At 60.8% G+C, this 26998-nt stretch carries 21 protein-coding genes, 2 pseudogenes and 1 riboswitch; of the genes and pseudogenes, 8 read left to right on the plus strand and 15 right to left on the minus strand.

The features are described 5' to 3' along the window. The first annotated feature begins 116 nt into the window (after positions 1-116). Positions 117-878, plus strand: coding sequence for a HesA/MoeB/ThiF family protein (locus tag KZJ38_RS21390; RefSeq protein ID WP_219798126.1), 762 nt, complete (start codon positions 117-119; stop codon positions 876-878). Between the two features lie 154 nt (positions 879-1032). Here KZJ38_RS21390 and ptsP read toward each other — a convergent pair whose 3' ends face one another. From ptsP to KZJ38_RS21425, 7 genes are all read right to left on the minus strand, one after another. Next, a complete protein-coding gene (gene ptsP / locus KZJ38_RS21395; protein WP_219798127.1) occupies positions 1033-2787 on the minus strand; it encodes a phosphoenolpyruvate--protein phosphotransferase in 1755 nt (584 codons plus the stop codon). Between the two features lie 273 nt (positions 2788-3060). Then, positions 3061-3330 carry an HPr family phosphocarrier protein gene (locus tag KZJ38_RS21400; protein ID WP_219798128.1) on the minus strand — a complete coding sequence of 90 codons (270 nt, stop codon included), beginning with the start codon at positions 3328-3330 and terminating at the stop codon, positions 3061-3063. Positions 3331-3485: 155 nt separating this feature from the next. Then, positions 3486-3998, minus strand: coding sequence for a PTS sugar transporter subunit IIA (locus tag KZJ38_RS21405; RefSeq protein ID WP_219798129.1), 513 nt, complete (start codon positions 3996-3998; stop codon positions 3486-3488). Between the two features lie 276 nt (positions 3999-4274). Then, entirely contained in the window at positions 4275-5231 is a 957-nt protein-coding gene (gene gshB / locus KZJ38_RS21410; protein ID WP_219798130.1) for a glutathione synthase, read from the minus strand. Between the two features lie 134 nt (positions 5232-5365). Then, entirely contained in the window at positions 5366-6655 is a 1290-nt protein-coding gene (gene gshA / locus KZJ38_RS21415) for a glutamate--cysteine ligase (RefSeq protein WP_075155659.1), read from the minus strand. A gap of 277 nt (positions 6656-6932) precedes the next feature. Next, a complete protein-coding gene (locus KZJ38_RS21420; protein WP_219798131.1) occupies positions 6933-8390 on the minus strand; it encodes an ammonium transporter in 1458 nt (485 codons plus the stop codon). A 27-nt stretch (positions 8391-8417) separates the two neighbouring features. Then, positions 8418-8756: a P-II family nitrogen regulator gene (locus KZJ38_RS21425; protein WP_006048089.1), complete on the minus strand. Its 339-nt coding sequence runs from the start codon at positions 8754-8756 to the stop codon at positions 8418-8420. Positions 8757-9188: 432 nt separating this feature from the next. Between KZJ38_RS21425 and KZJ38_RS21430 the strand changes: the two genes are divergently transcribed. After that, positions 9189-9443 carry an accessory factor UbiK family protein gene (locus tag KZJ38_RS21430; RefSeq protein ID WP_219798132.1) on the plus strand — a complete coding sequence of 85 codons (255 nt, stop codon included), beginning with the start codon at positions 9189-9191 and terminating at the stop codon, positions 9441-9443. A gap of 105 nt (positions 9444-9548) precedes the next feature. Beyond that, a pseudogene (locus KZJ38_RS36675) lies at positions 9549-9806 on the plus strand (magnesium chelatase domain-containing protein); the annotation flags it as partial. Between the two features lie 227 nt (positions 9807-10033). Here KZJ38_RS36675 and KZJ38_RS21440 read toward each other — a convergent pair. Continuing rightward, the gene (locus KZJ38_RS21440; protein WP_219798133.1) at positions 10034-10336 is read right to left on the minus strand and encodes a hypothetical protein; all 303 of its coding nucleotides are present in this window, start codon (positions 10334-10336) and stop codon (positions 10034-10036) included. Between the two features lie 19 nt (positions 10337-10355). Here KZJ38_RS21440 and KZJ38_RS21445 point away from each other — a divergent pair, with 19 nt between their 5' ends. After that, positions 10356-10517: a hypothetical protein gene (locus KZJ38_RS21445; protein ID WP_219798134.1), complete on the plus strand. Its 162-nt coding sequence runs from the start codon at positions 10356-10358 to the stop codon at positions 10515-10517. Between the two features lie 1289 nt (positions 10518-11806). Here KZJ38_RS21445 and KZJ38_RS21450 read toward each other — a convergent pair. Further along, a complete protein-coding gene (locus tag KZJ38_RS21450; RefSeq protein WP_219798135.1) occupies positions 11807-12259 on the minus strand; it encodes a hypothetical protein in 453 nt (150 codons plus the stop codon). 142 nt (positions 12260-12401) lie between these two features. Here KZJ38_RS21450 and KZJ38_RS21455 point away from each other — a divergent pair, with 142 nt between their 5' ends. Further along, on the plus strand, positions 12402-12692 hold the full coding sequence (locus KZJ38_RS21455; RefSeq protein ID WP_219798136.1) for a helix-turn-helix domain-containing protein: 291 nt from the start codon (positions 12402-12404) through the stop codon (positions 12690-12692). Positions 12693-12867: 175 nt separating this feature from the next. On the opposite strand, the pseudogene KZJ38_RS36680 reads toward KZJ38_RS21455, so the two are convergent. Together KZJ38_RS36680 and KZJ38_RS21465 are read right to left on the minus strand one after the other, a co-directional pair. Further along, positions 12868-13261, minus strand: a pseudogene (locus KZJ38_RS36680) (SOS response-associated peptidase family protein); the annotation flags it as partial. Positions 13262-13552: 291 nt separating this feature from the next. Beyond that, positions 13553-15085 (minus strand): YaaC family protein, encoded by a 1533-nt coding sequence (locus KZJ38_RS21465; RefSeq protein WP_246641577.1) that lies wholly within the window; start codon positions 15083-15085, stop codon positions 13553-13555. Positions 15086-15429: 344 nt separating this feature from the next. Between KZJ38_RS21465 and KZJ38_RS21470 the strand changes: the two genes are divergently transcribed. The 3 genes from KZJ38_RS21470 to KZJ38_RS21480 all read left to right on the plus strand — a co-directional run bounded on the left by KZJ38_RS21470 (position 15430) and on the right by KZJ38_RS21480 (position 21054). Next, the gene (locus KZJ38_RS21470) at positions 15430-17682 is read left to right on the plus strand and encodes a KAP family P-loop NTPase fold protein (protein ID WP_219798137.1); all 2253 of its coding nucleotides are present in this window, start codon (positions 15430-15432) and stop codon (positions 17680-17682) included. Positions 17683-17855: 173 nt separating this feature from the next. After that, positions 17856-19643 carry an ATP-dependent nuclease gene (locus tag KZJ38_RS21475; RefSeq protein WP_246641578.1) on the plus strand — a complete coding sequence of 596 codons (1788 nt, stop codon included), beginning with the start codon at positions 17856-17858 and terminating at the stop codon, positions 19641-19643. Then, a complete protein-coding gene (locus KZJ38_RS21480) occupies positions 19579-21054 on the plus strand; it encodes a UvrD-helicase domain-containing protein (protein ID WP_219798138.1) in 1476 nt (491 codons plus the stop codon). Before KZJ38_RS21475 ends, KZJ38_RS21480 begins: the two co-directional genes overlap by 65 nt. Positions 21055-21257: 203 nt before the next feature. Here the strand turns inward: KZJ38_RS21480 and KZJ38_RS21485 are convergent, their stop codons facing one another. The 4 genes from KZJ38_RS21485 to KZJ38_RS21500 all read right to left on the minus strand — a co-directional run bounded on the left by KZJ38_RS21485 (position 21258) and on the right by KZJ38_RS21500 (position 26992). Beyond that, complete coding sequence (locus tag KZJ38_RS21485) at positions 21258-22319, minus strand: HoxN/HupN/NixA family nickel/cobalt transporter (RefSeq protein ID WP_219798139.1); 1062 nt, start codon at positions 22317-22319, stop codon at positions 21258-21260. Between the two features lie 59 nt (positions 22320-22378). Next, positions 22379-22566, minus strand: a riboswitch (cobalamin riboswitch). Between the two features lie 85 nt (positions 22567-22651). Beyond that, positions 22652-23098 (minus strand): copper chaperone PCu(A)C, encoded by a 447-nt coding sequence (locus KZJ38_RS21490; RefSeq protein WP_246641579.1) that lies wholly within the window; start codon positions 23096-23098, stop codon positions 22652-22654. A gap of 34 nt (positions 23099-23132) precedes the next feature. Further along, the gene (locus KZJ38_RS21495) at positions 23133-24602 is read right to left on the minus strand and encodes a PepSY-associated TM helix domain-containing protein (protein WP_219798140.1); all 1470 of its coding nucleotides are present in this window, start codon (positions 24600-24602) and stop codon (positions 23133-23135) included. Between the two features lie 14 nt (positions 24603-24616). After that, positions 24617-26992, minus strand: a complete 2376-nt coding sequence (locus KZJ38_RS21500) for a TonB-dependent receptor (protein WP_219798141.1) — start codon at positions 26990-26992, stop codon at positions 24617-24619. Between the last annotated feature and the right edge of the window lie 6 nt (positions 26993-26998).

Genomic DNA, 26998 nt, shown 5'->3' on the forward strand with positions numbered 1-26998 from the left:
CAAGTCCCTACTCGAAGTCCTGATTTCGCGCGCGGCTAGAATAAGATCATTGCCGCTGTCTGCCAGGCAGTCCCCGTGCCGTCATGCAGCGGCCTCGTAACGCGACGCGCCCCGCCATGAACGACGAACAACTGCTCCGCTATTCCCGTCATATCCTCGTCGACGAACTCGGCATCGAGGCGCAGCAGCGCTTTCTCGATGCGCACGCGATCGTCGTCGGCGCGGGTGGGCTGGGCTCGCCAGCCGCGATGTATCTGGCGGCGGCGGGGGTCGGGCAGCTCACGCTCGTCGATGCCGATACGGTCGATCTGACCAACCTGCAGCGGCAGATTCTGCACGTAACCGCGTCGGTCGGCCGCAGGAAGGTGGAGTCGGGGCGCGACGCCATCGCGCGCCTGAATCCCGAGGTGAAAGTGAACGCGGTCACCGAGCGCGTCGACGATGCGTGGCTCGATCGCACCGTGCCGCCGGCGACCGTCGTGCTCGACTGCACCGACAACTTCGCGACGCGCCATGCGATCAATCGTGCGTGCGTCGCGCACCGCGTGCCGCTCGTGTCGGGCGCGGCGTTACGCTTCGACGGCCAGATCAGCACGTTCGATCTGCGCGACGACGCATCGCCGTGTTACGCGTGCGTGTTTCCGGAAGACCAGCCGTTCGAGGAAGTCGCGTGCTCGACGATGGGCGTGTTCTCGCCGACGGTCGGCATTATCGGCGCGATGCAGGCGGCCGAAGCGCTGCGCGTGATCGCGGGCATCGGCACGCCGCTCGTCGGCCGCCTGATGATGCTGGACTCGCTGCGCATGGAATGGACGACGATGCGGATTGCGCGGCAGCCCGATTGCCCCGTGTGCGGCGAACAGCACGCAGCCGGATGAGCGTCAACGCCGCCGCGCACGCGGGCGCCGCGCAGTAGCCGCAGCACGGTGGCAGGGGCGCCACACGTCGGCCAAGCCGCCCCACCCGCTCACCGCGCGTTTCTTGATACGGCTGGCTACTACTGCGTTCCTGAAGCGCCAGGCGTGGTGATCATCAAGCCTGCGCCAACCGCTTCAACGCCGCCTCAAGCTCGGCCGGCTCGAACGCCGCCAGCACGTCGGCCACCGGCTTCTCCAGCGCCTTCACGCTCGAACGCAGAATCTCCTGCTTCACGAGCAGCAACTGGCTCGGATGCATCGAGAATTCGGTCAGCCCCATCCCGAGGAACAGCCGCGTCAGCGCTGGATCACCAGCCATCTCGCCGCACACCGACACCGGCACGCCGGCCCGCTTCGCCTCGCGCAGCGTGAACGCAATCAGATGCAGCACAGCCGGATGCAGCGGATCGTATAGATGCGCAACCGAATTATCGGCGCGGTCGATCGCGAGCGTGTACTGAATCAGGTCGTTCGTGCCGATCGACAGGAAATCGAGCCGCTTCAGGAACAACGGCAGCGCGATCGCCGCCGCCGGAATCTCGATCATCGCGCCGACCTGCACATTCGGGTCGTACGCAAGCCCTGCGTCGTCGAGCTGGTGCTTCGCCTCGCGAATCAGGTCGAGCGTCTGATCGATTTCCTGCGCGTGCGCGAGCATCGGAATCAGGATCTTCACGCCGCCGAACGCCGACGCGCGCAAGATTGCGCGCAACTGCGTAAGGAACATCTGCGGCTCGGACAGGCTCCAGCGAATCGCGCGCAACCCGAGCGCGGGGTTCGGCGCGGTCTCGTAGCCGTCGCCGGTGCTGCCCATCGATTCGAGCGGCTTGTCCGCGCCGACGTCGATCGTGCGGATCGTCACCGGCATGCCGTTCATCAACTCGACCGCGCGGCGATAGGCGTCGAACTGCTCTTCCTCTTCGGGCAGCCGGCCGTCCTTCTGGTTCATGAACAGGAACTCAGTGCGAAACAGGCCCACGCCGGTCGCGCCGGCATCGATCGCCGCGCGCGCGTCGTCCGGCAATTCGATGTTGGCGCACAGTTCGATGTTCGTGCCGCACAGCGTTTTGGTCGGCGAGAACTTGAGCCGTTGCAGCTTGCGCTGCTCGAGCGCCTTCTCGCTTTGCCGGTACGAATATTCTTCGAGAACGATCGGCGCGGGATCGACGATCACGACACCGTTATCGCCGTCCACGATGATCAGATCGTCCTGGCGGATCAGCGCGCTCGCCTGCTGCACGCCGACCGCAGCCGGAATGCCGAGGCTGCGCGCAACGATCGCCGTATGCGAGGTGCGGCCGCCGAGATCGGTCACAAAGCCCTGGAACGTCTGCGTCTTGAACTGCATCATGTCGGCCGGCGCAATGTCGTGCGCGACGACAATCATCTCGTCGCAGGCGCCGTGCGCGCCGTGCGCGAGATTCACCGAAGCGCCCGCGAGCGCTTTCAGCACACGTTCGACGACCTGCTCGATATCGGCCTTGCGCTCGCGCAGGTATTCGTCGTCGACTTCGTCGAAGTGGCGCGACAGGCGCTCGAGCTGCTCGGTCAGCGCCCATTCGACGTTGTAGCGGCGCGTGCGGATCAGATCGAAGGTTTCCTGCACGAGCATCGCGTCGTTCAGGATCATCGAATGGACGTCGATGAACGCGCCCATCTCGGTCGGCGCATCGGCGGCCAGATCGGCGCGCAATGCGTTGAGTTCATCCGTGACGACGAGTTGGGCTGAGCGAAAGCGTTCGATCTCGCCTTCGATTTCGGCGGGTTCGATCAGATAGTGGTCGACGTCAAGTGCGGCCGGGGCGATCAGATAGGCCCGCCCGATGGCAATACCGCGTGACACGGGAATTCCATGCAGCGTGAACGACACGCGCACCTCCTCTAGTTGTTTGATGCCGCGGCAAACCGCTGCAGTGCTCTCAGACCCCGCCCACGATTATAGATTCCGCGGCATCCCCGTGTGCTGTGCGATGCAGCAGAAAAACCTTCACTTGGAACGCAATAATGCTTAGGAAATGTCCGCGGATTTGAGATCGGCTGGCGGCCGAAGCCCGCCATCGTGGACACGCCCGACATGCCACAAGCAAAAACGCCGCGGAATAGCCGCGGCGTTTTTTCGCATCAGGCACAATGCCGCGGCTTGCTATTGGCCTTCGCCGAATTTGTCAGCGATCAGTTTCAACAGCGCATCCATCGCTTCTTTTTCGTCGGAGCCTTCGGTCTCGATCAGCACGCTGCTGCCGATGCCCGCTGCCAGCATCATCACGCCCATGATGCTCTTTGCGTTGATGCGGCGGCCGTTGCGGCTCATCCAGATTTCGGACTGGAAGTTCGCGGCCAGTTGCGTCAGCTTGGCCGACGCGCGCGCGTGCAGACCGAGCTTGTTCACGATTGTCGTTTCCTGTTGCAGCATCTGATGATCCGAAAAGCGGTTATTAAAGTTGTCGGTGCTGGAATGGGTGCTGCTCGTAGCGTGGGTCTTGCGTGTGCGAACCTCGTGCGGGTCGTGCGTGCCTTGCGGACCCTTTCCGGACGACAAACAGATTCACCGAAAGACACCGCCGACGCTTATCGGCCGCTCGCCTTGCCGCTCGCTTCAGCTTTCGCCGCCGCATTCGCACCGAGGTCGCAGTCCGGCGGCAACGCCGGCATGCAGTCCGCGTCGCTCGCAATCGGCGCGGCGGGCGGCGGCGTGGCCGGGCCGACCGAATGGATGCCTTTCGTTGCACCCGCGAGCGCCTTGTCGACGAGCGTATCCAGCGGCGTAGCACGGTAGCACACCGCGCGCACGAGCATCGGCAGATTGACGCCCGCGACGACGCGCACGTCCGGTATCGCCGCCAGTCGGCCCGCGATATTCGATGGCGTCGCGCCGAACATATCGGTCATCACGAGCGCGCCGTTCTCTTCCTTCAGACGTTCGATCTCGTGATGCGCGAGCGCGACGATCTGCGCGGGATCGCAATCGGGCGTGACGTCGATGACGCCGATGCGGGCGGGCAAGCCGCCGTAAATGTGCGCGACACACTCGCGTAACGCGGTAGCGAACGGAGCATGCGCAATGATCAGAATGCCTGCCATGTCAGCCTTGCTGCAAGAAACGGCCCGCTGTCGTGACCTGGAAGTCGTGACCCAAAGGCGCGACCGGTATCGAACCGGGGCTGCCTCGGGCGCGCGGCACCTTGCCCGCCTGATCCGCCTTTCCGTCGCAGGGGGCCCGAACACACTGCCCGGGGACCGAACGTCTGCGGAAATTCACGCAGATCAAAGCGCGAGCCGGCATTGTAACAGCGTCATTTTCGCGCCTTCGGCCAATTCCCGCTTGCAACGTGCGAACTGCGGCGCGCGGCGCCAGGCCTACCCGACCGCGCGCTCCAACGCATCGATGAACATGCCGGCCACGTCGAAGCCGGTCTGATCCATGATCTCGCGAAAGCACGTCGGGCTCGTCACGTTGACTTCGGTGAGCCAGTCGCCGATCGCGTCGAGCCCGACCAGCAGCAGGCCGCGCGCGGCCAGCACGGGCGCGAGCGCTTCAGCGATCTCGCGGTCGCGCGACGTGAGCGGCCGCGCCACGCCAAGGCCGCCCGCGGCGAGGTTGCCGCGCACTTCGTTGCCCTGCGGAATGCGTGCGAGCGAGTACGGTACCGCTTCGCCGCCGATCAGCAGGATGCGCTTGTCGCCGTCCTTGATCTCGGGGATGAATTTCTGCGCCATCACGGTCCGCGCGCCATCGTGGCTCAGCATCTCGACGATCGAGCCGAGATTCATGCCGTCGGCCTTCACGCGAAACACCCCCATGCCGCCCATGCCGTCGAGCGGCTTCAGGATCACGTCGCCGTGCTCGGCGTGGAATTCGCGCAGGCGCGCCGCGTCACGCGTGACGAGCGTCGGCGCGACAAACTGCGGAAACTCGCCGATCGCGAGCTTTTCCGAATGGTCTCGAATGGCCTGCGGCTTGTTGAAGATGCGTGCGCCCGCGCGCTCCGCGAGTTCGAGCAGCCACGTCGAGGTGACGTACTCCATGTCGAACGGCGGATCCTTGCGCATCAGCACCGCGCCGAAGCTCGTCAGCGCGCGCGGCACCGCTTCCTGGCCCGCGAACCACGGTTCGCGGTGACTATCCGCTTCGTCGCCGACAATCTCGAAGCGCTGCGCGCTCGCTTCGACCGCCCCGCCCGTCCACGCCAGATGACGCGGCTCGCACGTGTAGAGCGTGTGGCCGCGGCGCGCGGCCTCGGCCATCATCGCGTACGTCGTGTCCTTGTAGATCTTGAAGCGGGAAAGCGGGTCGGCGATAAAAAGAATGTCCATGGAATACCTGGTGCAGCCACGCGGGCTCGCGTTGATCGTTACACGGAAATGGCCGGAAGACGCGCGCTAGCCGAAACCCGCCGGGGGTGATCCAAACCCGGACCCGAACTCACGGCCGGACTCAAACCCGGACCCTAAACCTGGATCGCTTCCGGATCGGTCCGCTCGAGTTCCAGCGAGGCGGCAAGCAACCCCAGCCGCGCAACGACACCATACATGTAAAAGCGGTTCGGCGGCGCCGCGCCCGGCTTCGCGTGCGCATCGGGCAGCGCGGTGTGCTCGAAGCCGAGCGGCACGAAATGCATGCCCGGCGCGTTCAGGTTCTGGTCGCGCTCGCGGCTGCCGTGGGCGCGGTAGAAGCCGCCCACCACGTAACGGTCGATCATGTAGACGACCGGCTCAGCGACTTCTTCACCGATCCGCTCGAACGTGTAGACGCCTTCCTGCACGAGCATGTCGTGTACTTCGAGGCCTTCCTTGGTCGCCGCCATCTTGGTGCGCTCGCGCTTGGTGAGCGCCGCCACTTCAGACGCGTCGTGCACGGTCATCACGCTCATGCCGTATGTGCCCGCATCGGACTTGATCACGACATACGGCTTCTCGGAGATGCCGTACTCGCGATACTTCTTCGCGATCTTCTTGAGCACGCCGTCGATCGCATCCGCGAGCGCTTCCTCGCCGGTGCGCGCTTCGAAGTCCACACCTTCGACGTGTGCGTAATACGGGTTGATCATCCACGGGTCGATCTCGACCATCTTCGCGAATTTCTTCGCGACGTCGTCGTAGCACGAGAAGTGCGTCGACTTGCGGCGCACGGCCCAGCCCGCATGCAGCGGCGGCAGCAGATACTGTTCGTGCAGATTCTCGAGCACCGGCGGAATGCCGCCCGACAGGTCGTTGTTGATCAGGATCGAGCACGGATCGAAATTCTTCAGGCCGAGCCGGCGCTGCGAGCGCTCGAGCGGTTCGAGCACGATCTTCTGCCCGTCCGACAACGCAATGGTGACGGGACCATGGATCGATTCGTCGAGCGTGCCGAAGCGAACGTTGAGGCCCGCCTGCCGCATGATCGTCGCGAGCCGCGCGACGTTTTCGAGGTAGAACGCGTTACGCGTGTGGCGCTCGGGAATAACGAGCAGGTTCTTTGCGTCCGGACAGATCTTTTCGATCGACGCCATCGCGGCCTGAACCGCGAGCGGCAGCACTTCGACCGGCAGCGCATTGAATGCGCCCGGAAACAGGTTCGTATCGACAGGTGCGAGCTTGAAGCCGGCATTGCGCAGGTCGACGGAGCAGTAGAACGGCGGCGTGTGCTCCTGCCATTCGAGCCGGAACCAGCGCTCGATAGCGGGAGTCGCGTCGAGGATCTTCCGCTCAAGGTCGAGCAGTGGACCGTTTAACGCCGTAACTAGATGCGGAACCATTGATCACTCGCAGACTGGAGAAGGAAGATTGTAGAGCAAACGCTAGGCCCATTTGGGGACGCTTTCTCCAATCGCAAGTCTTGGGTAAAGCCATTCTTCCGGCAGTCAAAAACACGAGGAAAATCCACTGTTTACGAGATAGTGCCAGAAGAAAAAAGCCCGCCGAAAGGGCGGGCCAAATTGTGCACTTACGTTGCTGCACTTACCAACCGGTCAGGTGGTTCTGGTCAAATCCGGATTGAGTTCGTTCCCTTTTCTGTTCTCTGGTCTGTTCCTGTTATTCGACGTGTTCGCCGTGCAGGATCACGTCGAGACCTTCGCGCTCTTCCTCTTCGGTCACGCGCAGGCCCATCACCATATCGATCACCTTCAGCAGGACAAAGCTGACCACGCCCGAATAGACGACGGTCGTGAGCACGCCCTTGACCTGCAGCCACACGCTCGCATCGAGACCGCTGATGTCCTTGACCGCGAACACGCCGGTCAGGATTGCGCCGACAATACCGCCGACGCAATGCACGCCGAACGCGTCGAGCGAATCGTCGTAGCCGAGCTTGTGCTTGAGCCACGTCGCCGACCAGAAGCAGACCACGCCTGCGATGAGACCGATGATCAGCGCGCCGGCCACGCCGACGAAGCCCGATGCCGGCGTAATCGCGACCAGACCGGCAACCGCGCCCGACACGATGCCGAGCACCGACGGCTTACCCTTCGCGATCCATTCGGCGAACATCCAGCCCATTGCCGCCATTGCGGTGGCGATCTGCGTCGTCAGCATCGCGAAGCCCGCACGGCCATCCGCGGCTACCGCCGAACCCGCATTGAAGCCGAACCAGCCGACCCACAGCATCGAGCCGCCGATCATCGTCAGCACGAGGTTGTGCGGCGCCATCACGTCCTTGCCGTAGCCGGTGCGCTTGCCGAGCACGAGTGCGCAGACCAGCGCCGCGATACCCGCATTGATGTGCACGACCGTACCGCCCGCGAAGTCGAGGATGCCCGCGCTCGCCAGCCAGCCCGTCGGTTCCCACACCATGTGCGCGATCGGCGAATAGACGAGGATCGACCACAGCGTCATGAAAACCAGCATCGACGAGAACTTCATGCGGTCCGCGAACGCACCGGTAATGAGCGCCGGCGTGATGATCGCGAAGGTCAGCTGGAAGCAGAAGTAGACCGATTCGGGAATCGTCGTCGCGAGGTGGCTCACGGTCAGCGTGGTCGCCTTGTCGGTCTTGATGTAGTTCATGCCCGACAGGAACACGCGCGAGAAGCCGCCGATAAACGAGTTGCCCGGCGTGAACGCGAGGCTGTAGCCGATCACGGTCCAGATCACCGTCACGAGACAGGTGATCGCGAAGCTCTGCATGACGGTCGCGAGCACGTTCTTCTTGCGGACCATGCCGCCGTAGAAGAGCGCGAGGCCCGGAATCGTCATGAACAGCACGAGCGCGGTGGAGGTCAGCATCCACGCGGTGTCGCCGGAGCTGATCTTCGACGAATCGACCGAGAACGGTGCGGTCGGTGCGGCAGGCGCCGCAGCCGCGGAAGCGTCCGCGGGGGCGCTGGCGGCCGGCGCGGCGGACGCATCCGCAGCGGGCGCGCTCGCGGTCGTCGCGGTCGTGTCGGGGGCCGATGCAGCGGCCGGTGCCGACGCGTCATCCGCGACGGCGTTGCCGATGCCGGCTGCGAGCAGCGAGCCGACCATCAGCAGGGACATCAAAAGTTTGCGCATTTCCGGTTTCCTCTTGTCACTGTTCTTCTACAGGGCATCCGCGCCGGTCTCCCCGGTACGGATCCGAATTACTTGTTCGATTGGCGTCACAAAAATCTTGCCGTCGCCGATCTTGCCGGTGCGCGCCGCGCGTTCGAGCGCTTCGATGGCCTGGTCGACGATGTCGTCCGACACGGCCGCCTCGATCTTCACCTTGGGCAGGAAGTCGACTACGTACTCCGCGCCCCGATACAACTCCGTGTGTCCCTTCTGACGTCCGAAGCCTTTGACTTCCGTCACCGTGATGCCGGAGACGCCGATCGCCGACAGGGCTTCGCGCGCCTCATCGAGCTTGAACGGCTTGATGATTGCGGTAATCAGTTTCATGAAATCCTCGCTGTAGTGACTCAACCCGTTGCGTGCTGCTTTCTAGTGCCTTTCGCCTGTCGGCGGCCACTCCATGAAGCCGCGGGGCCCGCGCATCGATCGGCGTCCCGACTGAAGCGCGGGCCAACAACAGCAGCTTCCATGCCATGCTGCATCGCAAAAAGGGTAAAGTTCATGCCGCGCAAGGCTCTGGCGGCAATTGGCGGGTTTACTCGTCCGAACGGCCAGCGTTGGCGGCGCACGGTGGCGCGGCGCGTTGATCGTTGTTAGAGTGTCCGCACGCATGCAGCACGGCTGTGCGCAACGAATGTGCACCAAGCCCGCACATGCGGCGTGCGCTGCCGGAGCGGGATGCACCATCAACGAACATCGGCGCTCGCGAAGCACTGAGGTAACGACGCTTGCACAAATTTTGTGCACAAGGGGAACGCAATGAGACAACCGAACGACATCTTCAATGACCTGCAGGCGCGCATGAGCGACCTCTTCAAAAACTCACCGGCCAAGGATGTCGAACGCAACGTGAGGGCGATGCTGGCCCAAGGATTTTCGAAGCTCGATCTCGTCACGCGCGAGGAATTCGATACGCAAACCCAGGTGCTGGTGCGCACACGCGCGCGGCTCGAAGAACTGGAGCGGCGCGTCGCCGAACTCGAGCAGAAGCTGCCGGTCACCCAATCGTCCTGACTGAACACCCTCCAGAGCTGCACATCACCGGCAAGCGAGCCGTGACGTCATCAGCGCATTAATGGGAGTGCGCGGCAACGCCCGCGCGTTCCGACGGGAGTAAACATGTCGCTTGCCGTGGTCAAGAGCCGCGCGCCGGCTGCTGGCCGCGCGCCCGAAGTTACCGTCGAGGTTCACCTCGCCAACGGTCTACCTGCTTTCTCCATCGTGGGTCTGCCCGATCTCGAAGTGCGCGAAAGCCGCGAACGGGTGCGGGCGGCGCTGCAGAACTGCGGACTCGACTTTCCCGTCCGCCGTATTCTATGTCGCCAACCGGTATCCCAAAGAAGTGAACTGAGTAGTGGTTTTGACGTTGGCCTTGCACATTATTTCATAATGTGCAACGACGGCCACTACCGTTACAAATATTGTGCGATAGCTTAATACTTGATACTTCATGCAACGCTGTACATTGGTTAGGCAGCGATGGCGCAACCATTCTCGAAGCTAAAATCACGTAGCGCCGGGACCGCCTCTCTTGAGCGGCCGGCCGGTACTTGACGCATGCAGCCCGCACGGCACCTCGTGATGTCGAACTCCCGCCCCGGCACCTACGCGCGAGAACGCGGCGCGTTTGGATGCGGTGTCGGGGTCGGTCGGTAGATCTTGTCGGCCCGGTGGATTTGCGCGTCGATCTCACGAAGTAGCTTGTTGATCTGCTTTACCCGTTGATCGAGCGGCTGCTTGTTCTCGGCCGCGATGCGGCATTGCTCGACCAGCGTGCGTATCTCGGGAAGCGCATAGCGTTGGGCCTGCACTTCAAGAATAAGGCGCCGCACGTCATCGCTTTCATATCGGAGCCACCACGAACGTAGCTCTTCGTATTTCGGTGGCTTGAAAGGGGGCAGAATCATCGATATCCCGACAGCTGATATGTATAAATATACAGTGCCAACCAACCACGTTGCGCCGATCTTCCGGGCGTTTGTACAGGGCGACGGGATTCGTGAAACCGGAAACGCGGAAATGGTCAAGCTGGTCGGATCGACGGCATGCACCAACGGCGCAGCTATCTATGTTGCAATGGGCAAGTGATGCATCATCCCTAGGCTGCTTGCCCGCGCTACGCGACACGCTTGATGACGTGACATTACCGGGTCAGACTTGTCGTGTCACTCACTCATTCCGAATGACCTCGATGATCACCGCTTTTGTCCGGATCTATACCAAACCGCGCCAATATCGCCATACGCCGCGATTCGCTGAGAATTGCCGGATCAACGGGCACGAGTGTAATTCGGGCTCTGTTTAGCGGGCCATCAGGCTTCTTCGCTGGTCGCGTGCGCGCTACCAGCTCTCTCGCGGCGGAACCGTCGTATCGCCAGCTACCGAGCCAATCTCGGATCGCGCGGATCCCACGCTGTAAAGGACGACTAACGAGAAACCTCTTAACGGTTCGATGCTTGCTCATGTTAGCAATCACCCAGTGTAAACAGCGTGACCTCATGGGGATATCGCAGGAAATCGATAGAGCAACACCGGTTTCCCGATCTCACCGCGACGATACGACTCATGTCATCGTCGGACGGAGGAGTCTGAAATTGCGCTCAAGACGCCGACGCTTTCAATCGTCCAGCGTCTGCTACAACCACCGCTTTATCCGAAGGCGCATGGATATAGTTTGGGCGCTGTCTCTACGTCAATATGCCCGCTCTCCTCCGTTGGGCGACTCACTTACCCACTCGTTCCTTGAAGCATGCTGCCAACAGGGAGGCGTCGCCTTTGTACACTGCGCCACTGCTAACCAATGCTAAGCAACGAACCGAATTATCGGCAGGTCAGCGCAACGGATGGGAAGTGGAACGGTTATATGGATGACAGCAATCAGGCCATGAATAGTGGCGCGCCACTATGCCATTCCGGCATTAGCGTCGTCGCTGTCTAGTCCAGATCAGCGCCAGTTCGGAAACAGGATGTGACCAAGAATCAGGAGCGAAACGGCAATGCCAAGTATGCAGATGCCGCCGCATAGCCACTTCACAAGCACGTCGATGTTCCTTTGGGACGCCGCGAAACGCAACAACCAATTGAACATCACAACCTCCCTAAGATAACGTCGCCCGGCGCGCCGCCGTAAGTCGCGCCCGGAACTGCCCGCCTGTTTCGGCCGGTGGCAACGCCATCATAAGCGCCCTTCGTCAAGTTGGACTTCGCCATCCGGACGGATCACGCTACCTGCAACACAACCGGGAGGCAAGTCACACGGCAACATGGACGGTCGTGGATGCTGCGTCCACGACCCACCGGCTTCCAGACAATGACACAACTTTGCATCGATGATTCCGGCCGTACGACCGCACGGTCACAGTCTTTTGGAGCCGTCCTTACAGCGCAGCCGTCGTCTTCGCACACCCTCCGAACGCGATCTCCTGAACCAGTCCAGCGTGAACGTCAGTTTCCGCTCGGGTCCGATTGCACGCCCGGACCTTGCCGCCGGGGATTCCATACCAGAACGCAACGGCTATCCCCGGATTGGCCAATTCGCTCCACAGGGCCGTAACTTCAACCAGTTGCCCGGCACCACGGCGACCCATCTCGATCGCGTAGACGGCCAGTTTGCATGCATCCAGCTGTCCAGCCATGTTCAGCAGCGCCTCGCCGCCGCTGACGAACCACCCGTCAGGCAACCCTTCACGCTCCTCAAGGTCGCCGGTCGGAATCACCCAAAAATTGGTGGTTTCGTTCACCCATCCGACGCATCGCCAGGCGCTGTAGGGCTGCACCAACGCCCTCCTGACCGGATGAAATTCCGCCCACGTCGCGTCAGTCAGCAGCATCACAACACCTCGCAAAAAATCCGGAAGCGGGTAATCGTCCGATTTTTAACTCTGATGATCAGCAACAAGTTTAATTCATAGTTCACTATGAAGACAAAGTACAGCGCCAAACTGACAGTGCTCCCATTTCACGGGAGCAGATTTGGAAGCAGCGGAAGCCTTCGGACTCGTACTGCGTAGGCGGCGGCTCGAGGCGCGCCTCACACAAGAACAGTTGGCGTTCGAAGCTGAGATCCAGCGCGTCTACGTCAGCAAGCTCGAACTCGGACAGTACCAGCCGACCTTGACGATGCTGCTGACCTTGGCCAAAGCGCTCAACTGCAGCGCGAGTGATCTGGTCAGCGAAGTCGAACAGCAACTGGCGAGCGTGCGCGAGAAAGCACAAGCCGATGCCGCAACGGCATCCCGACGCAGCCGCCCCAAGCACAAGTAGGCAACATAGCGGGGTTGTCTGTCACGTAGGTGCGAGCGCAACAGCGCAGGTCGGCTCTTTCCCAGACTAAGGGCGCGTCAGCACGCTCGGTCCGCGGAGCCCGGGTTCCCAGGGCCTGCGCCTTCCCTTGATCCAACGAACCGCCGCTGCCGGCACTCTTGGTTCGCCTCGATTTAGCAGGAAGCCTGTGTTCGTAGTACGGCCGGTCCCTGTCATCAAGAATCGCGTACAGCGCCGCCAGATTAGTCGGGTCGGGATTTAACCACGTGTCCATGTACTGTTCCTTGATAGGGATGATGCAGCGGTCGTGACCAGCCGCGGCCACCTCAGGCCGCGGCTCGTCAGTGATGGCGGCAAAGGACAGCAAGTCAGGTTCGCCCGGTGCCGTCCATCGCGACCAAAGGCAAGCGACGAGCATCTGCTGGCCGTTGATGGGGCGGAATTCCAGCACGACGCACTCATCCTCTTCGCCCTCCGAAAGCGTCCTTCCGTCCTGGCGCGGGAGGCATTCTCATAGAAAACGTCCATGAGCAGATGCCTTGTGTGTACCCGAAGCAAGACATCCAGAAGCTGCTCCAAGCCGTCGCACCTCCGCAACTCAGTGGAACCTGTTGATGATCAAACCGACCGCCGGAGTGTTTGACGACCCCGAGGCCTATGTTCAATTCTCCGACGTAGAGAAGATCATGACGGGTTTCTCCGCGTGCCGGATGGAAATGTAGTTTCAATCTCACTCTCCGAACGCGTCGTTGGTTGTCCGAGTGGCTGGCTGTTAAAGATTCGCGACTCACCAAGACAAGTGCCGTTTCACATCCAACCATCCTGAAAGTGTGCAATGGCGGCTAGCCCACCACACGTCGTCAAAAAAATCCTCCTGGAAGGCTGGCGTGCACGTGATCGTCGGTAATGCTTTCGAGAAACTCTTGCGGCAACATTCGCTCAAACACTTCGAGCATTCGCACGATTAACGCCGAATGTTGATCCCAGTCGCCACCTTCGACGCGCCTCCAAGCACTGGGCATGTAACGGACAAGAATGGATAGCGCGTAGAGGATGACCAAACAGATTGCGCGATACTCGTGAATTCCAGCCAAGACCGGGAGAATCAGCGTTCCGGTTTGCGTGAATGGACTGTGATGAATCGGAAGCACCTCGTACCAAAAGTCGAACCCGGAGTGGTCAACTCTCGCACGAAAAACATGCCTCTGTCCGACGTCATCTTGCGCCCGAGCGAGTTCCGCAATCGGCCAGTTTGTCATACGCAGCCTGTCCTCAGAGAGGCGAGCCGATTTGTCAACGAACCGCACGTAACTGCTGCCAACCACACCCGCTTGGCCCAAGTGGTTCGATTCCATGTCGAACACAGGTGCGACCCATGAGGGTTCGAGATCGTATACATCAAGAAAGAGCGACTCGAGTTCCGGTAGCGTCGAGAGCAATTCGCCGAGCGTCGTGACGCAGTTGGCAGTAATGTTCTCAAGGTCACTGGGCGTCTTTGGTTTTGCCCTCGGGTACTTGTCGGTCCCATAGCCGAGGAATGCCACCCAACGCGGGAAAAAGCCCGTCGCTAGCACACCGATATGTAGCGCTCCGAGGTCATCCGTTGCAGACGGAACGGTAAACAGGCCGTGCCCGTGCTTTGTCATGCCCTCTACTTCATCTAGGTCTGCAGCACCCTTCGGCGAGGCCAACATCTCCGCGAACGCTAGCGCGAGCGAACCGTAGTAGATGCTGAGGATACGACGATTCAAACTCTCGTTCGCGGCTCCACGAAAGTAATCCGCGGCATTTCGAATCGCGTATGCGACACCCGCTGATTTTGCTTGTAGTTGTTCTGATGACAGGTCGGCGGATTCTTGTACGGCGCGCCGTGCCACCAGCCTACCCGCCAACTTCACGCTCCCAAGCTGCGTCAAATGTGCCCATACCTCATCGACCGGTCGTTCGGCCGTTATGTGTCGAATGCCGTGGACCTTCCGTGAGCCCGTTGGCGCTACGACTTCCGGTGCCACCTGTTTGTTCCAATCGACAAGTACAGGGAAAAAATCATCGATCGGTGAAACGGGCGTCGATATCCCGAATGCGAAGCTATCGACCATGTACAAAGCCCCGTTGACGAATATTTGATCCACAATCTCGTCTAGTCGCTTGTAGTAACGATTATCCGTAGCAGATGTATACATTAAGGCGAGCTTGCGAGTCACGCCTGACTTTGTCGCACTTATGACCAGGTATTCGCCACCAGTGTCAGCAGCTGTGACAGAAGCGGCCCATCCGTGAGTTTGCAACGGTTTGAGAATTTGCTGATCGGCCGCCCTACGAAGAATGTCCATCCGCAACTCGATGCCGACGCCACCCATGATCATTACCCCGCTCAGTTTGAATTGCGCCAATGCTTGATTGCCGTGTGGGCATCTGCGTGCATTGCACGAAGCTCGCCAGCTATCGTGTCTCGGACACGCACGCCCTGGGATACAGTATCGCGCGCATCACCGCGCCCACACCGCCATCGCTGAAATTTTTGACTTTGATCCGAATCGTTATTACCGCGCAGAACCGTGCGCGAGTTAGAACGACGTAGCACTTGGCCTGGGCATCGGGCTTTAGCTCCACGCGTCCGCATTCTAGCCTCGAAATGTTGCATTCAGCGGCGGTGGAAAGCAACAGCCAAAAGTTTCTCGCTAAGCAAGGTAGGATTACCTCAAGACACAGAACGACAAACTCACCGGGGATCGAATTGGCAGCGAAAAACCAGAATGCGGCTCGCATATCGCCAACGCTCAAGACGCCGCTGGGCAGTGACTTACCGCAAGTGCATCCATCGCTCGATGCATTTGGATACGCGCCATTCGCAGGTGCAATCGCTGAAGCAACACGCGCGACACCTAGCCCCCAAGGCCTCGTCATGGCAATTGACGGTCCGTGGGGTGCGGGCAAGACGAGCTTACTCAACTTCGTTCGACATTACCTATCACCGGAGGACAATGCGTCATCGACCGCGGATCGCGGCACTCCAGTAGTGGTGGATTTCAATCCCTGGTGGTTTGCAGACCGCGAACAGCTCGCCATGCAGTTCCTAGCTCAGTTGCGGGCTCGCTTTCCCAGCGAAAACAAGATTTTGATGAGCGTCGCCGATGCTCTTGCCGAATACGCAGATGCCATTGGATCTGCCGTTTCGGTGAGCATGGCCGCAGGCGCGGGCTTCCCGGTCCCAATGATGAAAGAGTCCATCTCGTTCTTCCTGAAAAAGTTCAAGCGGAAGGCGAAGGATGTGCCAAAGCTCAAAGACGAAATTTCGAAAGCGCTGCGAGACAGTGGCCAGCGTTTCGTTGTTTTTATCGACGACATCGACCGACTCACGCCGGAAGAGGTGCGCGAAGTCTTCAAAGTGATTAAGGCAATCGCGGATTTTCCCAATGTTGTCTATGTTCTTGCCTTTGATCGGCGCGTAGTCTCTGAGTCGTTACGGGTCGCACTGGGAATAGCTGACGGAAACGCATACCTCGAAAAAATCGTTCAAGCGCAGTTCGCATTGCCAGCCGTCTCGCATCAACTCGTCTTGGACAAATTCGTGTCTGACTTGAACGTTCTCTTTAGCGGCCTCGACGACGGAGCGATTGGCATCGATCACACTCATTGGGCAAACGTGTTTCACGATGGAGTCGCACCGTTCATCGAGACCCCCCGCGACGTAGTTCGCGCCATTAACGCACTTCTCGTTACGTTCCCCGGAATTCGCGATGAAGTGAATCCGGTCGACTTCATTGCTCTCGAATGCTTGCGTGTGTTTGCGCCAGACGCGTATGCGGTCATCCGAGACAACAAAGACAGGTTCACGGGAGTCGCACCCGATCGCGGCGAGCGAGCCGATGAGCGAACTTTTCATGAGGGCTGGCTGGGCTTGCTCGAAGAGAAATATCAGGAACATGTCAAAGCCCTGATCCTTCGACTCTTCCCGCGCACGCAAGCGGTTTGGGGCAACGTTCATCACGGAAACAGTTCACTGCGACATTGGACTGTCGAGGCGCGCGTTTGCATTTCGGACAAGTTCGACAGGTACTTTCGATTCTCGCTGTCGCCGCACGAACTGGGTGAACGCGAGCTTCGGGATTTCATTGGTTTGGGCGACGACGTTGACGCGCTGGCGGCAGCGTGGGAGGCCGCGAACAATCAACGCCGTCCGGCGGGAACCGGGAAGGCAAACGATCTGATCGACGCATTGACGGAGCGCGATGATCTGCCCGCACGCTTTGCCAAGGCCTGTCTTGATGCGTTCTTCCGCGTCGGAGATCAGTTCGTTGCGGACCCAAGAAATGCGCTGAAACACTTTTTCAGCATCCGCCCTGAAATTCAAGTGTATTGGTTGGTGCATCACCTCGCCAAGGTAATTCCTGACGCCGATCGTGCTGCGATCGTTCTGGAAGAAATACGGAATGGAGATGCGATTGTTGTTGCTTGTCATGTTGCGTGGAGCATCGCACGCATGCACGAGCCCGATGCCGAAGAGCGCGACTCGGTCTTCCGGCAGTTCGCCGCTGGGAGGGTCGACGAAATGAAGTCAATCGTTGTTCAGCGTCTGCATGACGCTGCACGGGCTGGTACTTTATGCGATCTGCCGCACGTTCATTTCTTGCTGCATGTCTGGCACACGTGGGCGGGTGATACAACAGTACAAGACTGGTTCCAAACCGTACTGGAGAATGACAACGCGATTTTGCGTCTCCTCGTCGACGCCCGGCGAATTGGCACATCGCAAACCGCAGGTAACCGGGTAGTCGATCGGATCGTCTCGATGGATCCGCACGAATTCGAACCGTACTTGCGCGCACCCACTGATCTCGAAGCGTTCGCGACGCGAATCGGCGCGCTTGCGACGAAGCAAAATCTGACCGACGATGAGCGGGAAGCTATCCAGGTATTCGGCCAGGGCATGGAGTTGATTCGAAGCGGCCGGAACCCCAACGACCCGCGTGCTCGAAGAGGATTGTGAAGTAACTCAGTGGGTATCCAACCAATTGCGACGTGCGCCGGTCTGAGTCGTTGAAAGATAGAATCTGAGCGACAGTTTGAGGCTACATGCGGTCCGTCAGCATCCAAACTCCGGTGGCTCGTTTGTCTGAGAGACCTGACGTTGGGGTATGCCTAACGAGTACCCCTGCATTCTTGTGGCAGCTTCACGTCGTGTTGGGATATTTACCCGACCAACTAAGAGGAAACATGACGCGCGTTCGTCGCCTTGAAATTCGCAATTTCCGCTCGATACAGACGCTCGATTGGACACCATCTAACGGCGTGAATTGCCTTATCGGCCCCGGTGACAGCGGCAAGTCGACCATCCTCGATGCCATCGACCTATGCCTCGGAGCGCGGAGGAGCGCACCTTTCGGAGACACAGACTTCTTCGGCCTGGACGTCACTCGGACCATCGCGATTACGATCACGCTCGGCGCACTACCAGACGCGCTGAAGAACATCGACACCTACGGAGAGTTCCTTCGCGGATTCGATCTCGGCACTGGAGTGCTTGAAGACGAGCCGCGCGCAGGTCTAGAAACGGTTCTGACGCTGAAGCTTGAGGTCGAAAGCGACCTTGAGCCGAGCTGGACACTCTATTCCGATCGAACCGTCCACCAGCAACTGGAACGGTCTCTGGCCTGGAAGGACCGCAGCCTCTTAGCACCAGCTCGAATCGGCACCTACGCAAACACGAACCTTTCCTGGGCTAGGGGTTCAGTGTTGAATCGGCTCACGGACGAGCGCGCGAACCTTGGCTCGGAACTCGCTGGCGCGACACGAGCCGCTCGCGCAACCTTCGGCGCGCAAGCTGGCCCGCAACTCGCCCAGACCTTGCAAGTAGTCACCCAAACAGCTGCTGGCCTAGGCGTGGCCGTCGGTGCGAGCGCACAGGCGCTACTTGATGCTCACTCGGTGTCGATTGGCGAGGGTGCTATCGCGCTCCACAGCGAGACCGGCATCCCTCTGCGGTCGCTGGGCACCGGGTCGGGGCGGCTCCTTGTCGCGGGGTTGCAAAGGGCCGCAGCCGCAGCCGCCACGGTCGCCCTGGTAGATGAAGTCGAGTACGGACTTGAGCCGCACCGGCTCATGCGCCTGCTCGACTCAGTCGGAGCGAAGGACGCGACCCAGCCACTGCAGGTCTTTATGACAACCCATTCACCAGTGACGCTCAGGGAGCTCGCCGGCAACCAGCTTTTCGTCGTGCGCCAGCGCTTGGGTATCCACACGGCCACATGTGCCGGTACGGACGACGGCATCCAGGGCACGTTGCGCAAGGCGGCCGAGGCCTTCTTGTCCAAGTCCGTCATCGTCTGCGAAGGCGCCAGCGAGGTCGGATTCGCTCGCGGGATGGACCAGTGGTGGGTCCACTGCGGCGCAACCTCATTCCTGGCCCACGGAGGGTCATACGTGGACGCAGGCGGAGGAAGCCCCGACCAATGCTTCACACGAGGGGAGGCCTTCCTCAAGTTGGGATATCGCGTCCTCGTCTTCGTCGACGCAGACAAGCCTGTTTCAACCGTCGGACTCGTCGAGAGATTCGTTGCGGCTGGTGGCCAGCTCCTCACGTGGCGACCTGGCTTGGCACTCGAGGATGAGCTATTTCGCCATTCAAGCGATGCCGCAGTGCACGCCCTGCTGAATAAGGCGGATGAGATGGTCGGCCGCGAGCTCATGGCCGAGCACATCAAGTCGAAGTCGAACGGGCAAGTTACCTTGGATGCTATAGAGGCCGAACGACTGAATGGCGGCTACACACCTGCGAGCCGAGCATTGCTCGGACTTGCCGCTCGCAACAACAAGAACGGCTGGTTCAAGTCAGTGAGCGGTTTCCAGGAAGTCGCCAAGGACGTCGTCGGCCCTAACATAGCGAATGCAGAGCCGGGCTTCGTCCAAATTACGAACCTGCTTTGGGGGTGGACGAGTGCCGCCGCCTGAACTCGATATCTTTCAGGCGCGCCTAGGCTCAGTTACCGCTCCAGCCGGATGCGGCAAGACCCAGCTCATCGCCGACGCGCTGAGTCAGCACACCGACAGCAAGCCGGTCTTGGTGTTGACGCACACTAATGCAGGAGTCGCTGCGCTACGCGCTAGGCTCCAGCGTGGCGGCGTCCCGAACTCAGCGTACAGGGTGTTGACCATCGATGGTTTCGCGATGAGGCTTGCGGGCAAGTTTCCGCTCCGCACGGGCCTAGACGCTCGCGTTCTCGAACTGGCCAACCCGAACGCCGACTACCCTGCCATCCGAGGTGCCGTGCAAGGGATCCTGCAGGCCGGTCACATCAATGACCCAATAACCTCGACATATTCGCGCTTGCTGGTCGACGAGTATCAGGACTGCAACACCGCGCAGCACGCGATCGTCTGTTCCATCGCGCAGACGCTCCCCACATGTATTCTTGGTGACCCGATGCAGGCGATATTCGGCTTCCGCGATCCACTGGTCCACTGGGAGCGTGAGGCTCAGGCTGCGTTCCCGCCAATTGGCGCATTGCAGACTCCTTGGCGATGGCAACTCGTAGGCATGGACGCGCTGGGTGCTTGGCTACTTCAAGCCCGGGCATCATTGCAGGTTGGCCAACCTGTGGATTTGCGTGGAGCGCCAGAGGCAGTTCAGTGGGTTCAGCTAACCCGCGGTGCGGAACTGCAGCAGCGACTGGTGGCCGCGCGGACAGAAGCACCAAACCGAGACGGCCGCGTTCTCGTCATAGGCGACTCCATCAATGTCAATGGTCGCCATCAACTCACCATGCAGACGCCGGGCGCCACTTCCGTCGAGGCTGTCGACCTAAGAGACCTAGTGAACTTCGCCCGCCAGTTCGATTTGGCAAGTCCCAACGCGCTGCGACAAATTGCCGAGTTCGCAACATCACTGATGACCGGGGTGGGTGCTGCAAACTTGCTCACGCGAGTCGAAACGATACGAGGCGGCCGAGCCCGCACGCCCGCAACGCCAGCAGAAGTCGCAGCAGTAACGTTTATGGCTGCTCCCAGCCACGCGACTTCAATTGACCTGCTCCAGTCCCTCGCGGACCAACGCGGTGCGCGCGTTTACCGACCCGAAGTGCTGCACTGCTGCATCTCAGCGCTTAGAGCCGCCGGCGGCGAAGGTGGGTTCATTGGCGCGGCAATTCAGGCTCGCGAGCGAAACCGTCATCGGGGTCGGCCGCTGGGTCGGCGCGCCGTTGGAAGCACGCTTCTTCTGAAAGGTCTGGAGGCTGACGTCGCGGTCATTCTTGAGCCCGAGCGCATGACTGCACAACACCTCTACGTGGCTCTCACGCGAGGCGCAAGGAGAGTCGTGGTTTGCTCGTCGACGCCTTTGCTAACGCCCGCCGCGGGCCGATAGCGAACGCTCAATCAGCAACTTGATCTCACCCTCTCGATGGTGACGTCCGGGCCTCCACGACTGCTCCGCGCTCCAAATCGAACGTGCACTGCCGGACACCGAGCTTCCGCTCCCGACCCTGAGCAGACCTTCGAGTCCACCCTGCAGATGACTGCTTCCAGACGTGAAGCGGTCATCTGCCAAGTCCATGTGGTGAGACTCTGTCAGCCGAGATTGACCGGCAAATCGTCGTAGCGTTTGAACCTGTAGAACAGCACAGAAATCAGCCAGCTCGCGACGAAGACGCCGATCACCGCGTAGCCGAGCAAACCGAAGTTCTCCGACGCGGCGCCAATCAGGTCCCACGAGCCCCCCTTCAGATCGAGCTTGTCTGCGATCAACGCCAGCGCTTCAATGCCACCAATCAGCACGGCGACTACCACTGAAACGAAGGTGATCGTGATGTTGTAGTAGAGCTTGCGCACCGGCTTCATGAAGGCCCAACCATACGCGCCGAGCATCAGCACGCCATCCGCCGTATCGATCAGGCACATGCCGGCGGTGAACAGTGCCGGAAAGACCAGGATGGTCGCAAGCGACATGCCGTCGGCAGCCTGCGCGGCAGAGATGCCGAACAGCGCAACTTCTGTCGCCGTATCGAAGCCCAGTCCAAACAGGAAGCCGATCGGATACATATGCCAGCTACGCGTGACCAGCCGGAACAGCGGACGAAACACGCGCGAGAGGAAGCCGCGCTTGTTGAGCAGCATGTCCAGGTCTTCTTCGACCAGCCGCTCGCCGCGCTGCACGCGCCGGAACGTTTTCACGACCGACACGAGGATCAACACGTTGACCACAGCCAGCACCAGCAGAAAGCCGGCTGAGACGGATGTGCTGATCACACCGCCGATTGCCTTCATGTCTTCAAAGCGCGATTTCAATGTGACCGCCGCAAACGCCACCGCGACCGACAGTGCAATGACGATCGTCGAGTGGCCCAACGAAAAGAAGAAACCCACTGCGACGGGTCGCTTGCCACCCTGCATCAGCTTGCGCGTGGTGTTGTCGATCGCGGCGATATGGTCGGCGTCGACTGCATGACGCAAACCGAACGTATAGGCAAGCACTGCGGTACCGATAAGGCCGGGCCGCCCATGCAGCGCCGTTAGCGCCCAGATCCAGATGCCGATGTTTCCTGCGATAAGCAGCGAAAAAATCCCGATGACCTTACCGCGCAGTGCGTGTGCGCCATCATCGAAGAGACGGGAAAGGTATTGCCGTTGCATGAATGTCCTCGCATGCCAGGGTTTGAGCCACCCGACACGGGCGGCCAGGACCGGGGGTGTCGACGTCCCGGGCAGTGGCAGGTCTCCTGGCTCACGCATCATCGTCCGGCGCCGCCTTCCCGGTTTCCCAGTGTCTTCATCGCGCCGGGCTCCGCGCTCACAGTTGCGGGCACAGCTATGGCCTTGACAATCGCCTCACCATATTCCCTATTAATGCCTTGCGGCAACCATCGTGCCGCCGATTATCGCGCGGAAAACGCCTGGACGAATAACAAATGCGTTTGTGCGCGATACCTTACGGCATGCACGCCGGGTTTCGTGCGGATGCCGTCTCAGTGACCCATCGTGGCCGGACTTTTCGTTTCACATTCGGCTTGCAGATGCTCGCCGTCGCTGAAGACGAATATGAAGGGAATCCTGTCGCCGACCTTGAGCGGCCGTTTCGGCTGCTCCAGCATCACGTGATATCCACCTGGCTTGAATGCAAGCGTGCCATCGGCAGGCACACTGACTTTATCCACCATGTCCATCTTCGACATACTGCCGTTGCTGACCGTCTGGTGCAGCATCGCGCTGCCGTACGCGTCGGTCTGCACGCGAAGCAGGTCGACCGGCTTATGGCCCATGTTCATGACGCTGAAATAACCGCCCGATGGCAGATCGCCGGGCAATAGCCGGATCCAGCAGTCGGACACCATCATCGTTGCCGGGGCGGCGGTAGCACTTCCCGCCCATGCGAACGATGCCGCAACCAGAAAGAATGCTCGTGTGGCCGTCATGTCGTTCTCCTATGCACGAAAATGCCTTATGGCGTCACGCTGCGACCGGCCGCGATTCGCGGCCGAACAACATGCGGTCCATCAGCCAGACCGCGACCAGCGTCGCTCCCATCAGCGGAAACACAAGGCCAAGCACAACGAGGCCGACCTTCCAGCCTCGCATCGGCACACCAGCACGCTCGCGCGCGGGGGCGCCGAGCGTGCCTGCCGGCCGGCGCTTCCACCACATCACGCAGCCCGTCGCGGCGAGCGTTGCCAGTCCAAGCGAAATCGCCGTACAAACGAGCTGGTTCGCAAGGCCGAAGTAGCGGCCCATATGCAGCGACGTACCGTAAGACACTGCCTTTGCCACCGCGCCGTAATCGCCGTAGCGAATGTCTTTTAGTATTGCGCCGCTGTACTGATCGATGTACAGCGTGCGCTCGAGCTTCGGGTCAGCCGGAAAATACGACACCGAGTACACCCCGCTTGCGGAAGCGGGTAACGCGACGTCGTAGCCATCGGAGAGGCCGAGCGCACCCACCTGCGAAACGATCTGGTCGAGGGTCAATGACGTGGGACCCACCTGCTGCGACTGCGGCACGCGAGTCGCACCGGCAGCCCATGGAACCTGCGGCAGCGGCAGATCGTCCATCGTCATGCCCGGCATCGAATCCATGTCCGAGTCGCGTGACGCATGCGACGCGGACATTGGCTGCGCTTTCGCGCCCGGTATCGTCGAACGCAACGGCGAACCGCCCCACGCGCCCTGTGGCGAGCCGAGCTTTGCGCTTGTCGCCAGCGCCTTGAACTGCTTGCCCCATGACCCGGTCCACGGCAAGCCCGTGACGACGAACGCGAGCGCGCCCACGGCAAGCCAGATTCCGAGCGCGGCATGTATGCTCTTCCAGAACGGCCGGCCGCGCAGCACAAAATGCGGCACGAGCGCGCCACGTAGCGACGCCCCTGCCCGGGGCCACCAGAGCGCGACGCCTGTGCCGATCATCACGAGCGTCCAGCAGGCGACCAGTTCCATCAGCAGTTCACCCGGTTTTCCAAGCAACAGCTTTCGGTGAATCATCCGGTCGAGCTGCATGAAGCGGCGATCGACGCTCAGCGTGCCGAGCACGGTGCCGTCGTACGGATTCACATACACGCTCTGTTTGTCGCCATCGGGCAGGCGGAAGACGAACTCCGCACTGCGGTCCGTGCGAGAGGAGATGCGTGCGGTCGTCGCGACCGAGCCTGCCGGCAGTGCACGGCGTGCATTTGCGAGCAACATGTCTTCGGCAAGACGCGGCGTTTCGCGCGGCTCGACGACGAGCCGATGCGGATACAGCAGCGGCTCGATCTGCGGCTGGAAGCAATACAGCGTACCGGTCAGCGCGAGCACGACAAGAAACGGCATCACGAACAAGCCGGCATAGAAATGCCAGCGCCACAGCGTTCGATAACCGCGGCCCGCTGCCGTGGCGGCAGCCGGCGTCGTGCGCGGGTTCGGTGGTCGGGTTACGGTAGTGGACATGACATCCTCCTCCTTTAAAGATGAAGCCGGCCTTCGACGTAGAACGTACGGCCCGGATAGGGGTGATAGACGTAGTAGCGCTCATCGAAGAGGTTATCGATGCCTACGCCGATTTCGCTCTGCTTCGTCGGCCGGAATGTGAACTTCGCATCCGCGACCACATACGTGCTGGTGCCGCCGAACACATCGGGATTCGTGTCGGTATTCGTGAGCGTGTTGTACTGCCTGCCGGAATAGCGCACTGCAAGCGTCAGCGCCGAACGTGCATCGAAACGGTAAGTGCCGGCGACGTTCGCGCGCCACAGCGGAATACGGTAGAAGTATTTGCCCACCGTAGCGGGATTCTGCGCATTGGCGATGATCTTCGACTGCGTGTATGCGGCATTCGCGATCAGATCGAAACCGCGCAGAAACACGTCCTGCCCCTGGTAGCTGACTTCGACGCCGCGCGAACGCACCTTGCCGATGTTCTGGAAGCTCGTCACGTTTGGAATCACGGTCGTATCGGTCTGGCTAAAGATCGTGTTCTTTACGTCGTCCTGAAACAGCGAGAGCCGGAACAGGCCGTTCCAGTGTGCCCATTCCGCGGTCAGCTCTTTCGACAGGTCGTCCTCTGGCTGCAGATTCGGGTTGTTGTTGATGATCGACGAACCGTTGATTTGCCCCTGGAACAGCTCGCCGACCGTCGGGAAGCGATACGCGCGCGCGATCGATGCGCGCAGCGTCAGATCGTCGGTCGCATCGAAAGACAGCGACGCTTTCGGCGAAAAATGATGCTGGTCCGCTTCGGGGTAAGGCAAGGTTGCGGCACCCAGCGCCTGAAAACCGTCGTACGCGCGCCAGTCTTCGTAGCGCACGCCATAGACGAATTTCCAGCGCGGCAGAAAACGCCACGCGTCCTGCGCATACGCGGCCTGCGTTTGCGTGCGCCCCCTGAACGCGTTGGCGAAACTGCCGGACGCGCCGTCGCGCCAGGCCGCCGTGTTGTAGGTTTCGTTGTCGAGGAAGTAGTTGTCGTAGTGATAGCCGAACGTCAACGCATGGTTCAGCAGGCCCGCTTGCGGCGATGCGGGCGTGTACGTCGCTTTCAGGTCGAGCGTTTTCCAGCCGGTGCCGTCACCGAACGTGACCACACCCGGTCCGTTACCGGGACCGCCCGCGTTGGCGGTGCGCGCGACGCTATTCGACACGTCGTAGTACGACGCAATGGCCTCGCCGTTCCAGCCTGACGCGTTATGAGTCTTCAACCACGCGCCATACAGCCAGTTCTCGCTATTGCCAAGGCTCGGCGCCAGCGCTGCGGCCGGAATGTTGTACTCGAAGCCATTGATCGCGACCTTGCCGCTGTACACCGGGTTGCCGTTCGCGTCGCGCAGGAAAGTCGACGTCTCGCTGTTGTACGTTTGATGCCAGTACCCGAGCGTGAAACCCGCTTGCACGGTTGGCGTGAAGTCGTACTGCATCTTCACTTTCAGCTGGTCCTGAATCGTGCGCTCGATCCCTTCCCCATTGACGCCGAGCACCGCGGTCGGCGCGTTGGTCTGGTTGTTGTAGAAATAGGCGCCCGTGACCGGTGTGTCGCCCGGCTTCGCAGGCGTGCTGGATTGCGCGAGTGTCGCGAACTGCAGCGGCTGACCGGTGTTCTCGAGGTGATTCGCGCCGACGAAGAACGAGAACTTGCCGATCCGGTCGCCGACGGTCGCGCTGGACTCGGTGCCGTTGAAGTTGCGATTCACGCCGAACAGATCGAAGTGTTGTGTGAAGGCCTTGACGTCCGCGCTCGCTTCGAACTTCGTCGGCATGCGTGTCGTGATCAGCACTGTCGCGCCCAGCGAGTTGCCGGGATAGAGCACGGAGTACGGACCGTAGATCACGTCGACCTGCTGGATTTCGTCCGGAAACACCATCGACCAGCGAGGGGGAAAAGAGTAGCTGTTGCCGAGCAGATTCGATAAGAGCAGCCCATCCGCGTAGACAAGGCCACGCGCGCTTTGCACGTTGCTCGTACCGCGCACCGCAATGATCGAGTTCAGATCACCGATAAAGCGCTTGCGCACTGCGAGGTTCGGCAGGTACTTGAGTACATCTTCGGTGTTGACCACATTCCAGTTCTCGAACTGCTCGCGCGTGACCGTTTCGGTCGATGCCGGCAGATTTGGATCGACGACCCGGCGATAGCTGCCGGCACTGCTTGCCGTCACGGTGACGGCCGGCAATTCGTTGGCGGTGGAACCGGTGCTGGTCTGAGCAGTAGACGACGCGCCCGCAGGCGCACCGGCTGTGTCCGCAAGTGCTGGAGCGGCCAGCGTCAGCGGCAGAAGTCCGAAGGCGACATGGCGCCTGCGCGGCCGAATGCCGCGGCTAAGGCTTCGCAAAGCGAAGTACAGCATGTTGTT

This window comes from Paraburkholderia edwinii (assembly GCF_019428685.1).
In the GTDB taxonomy this organism is placed as follows: Bacteria; Pseudomonadota; Gammaproteobacteria; order Burkholderiales; family Burkholderiaceae; genus Paraburkholderia; species Paraburkholderia edwinii.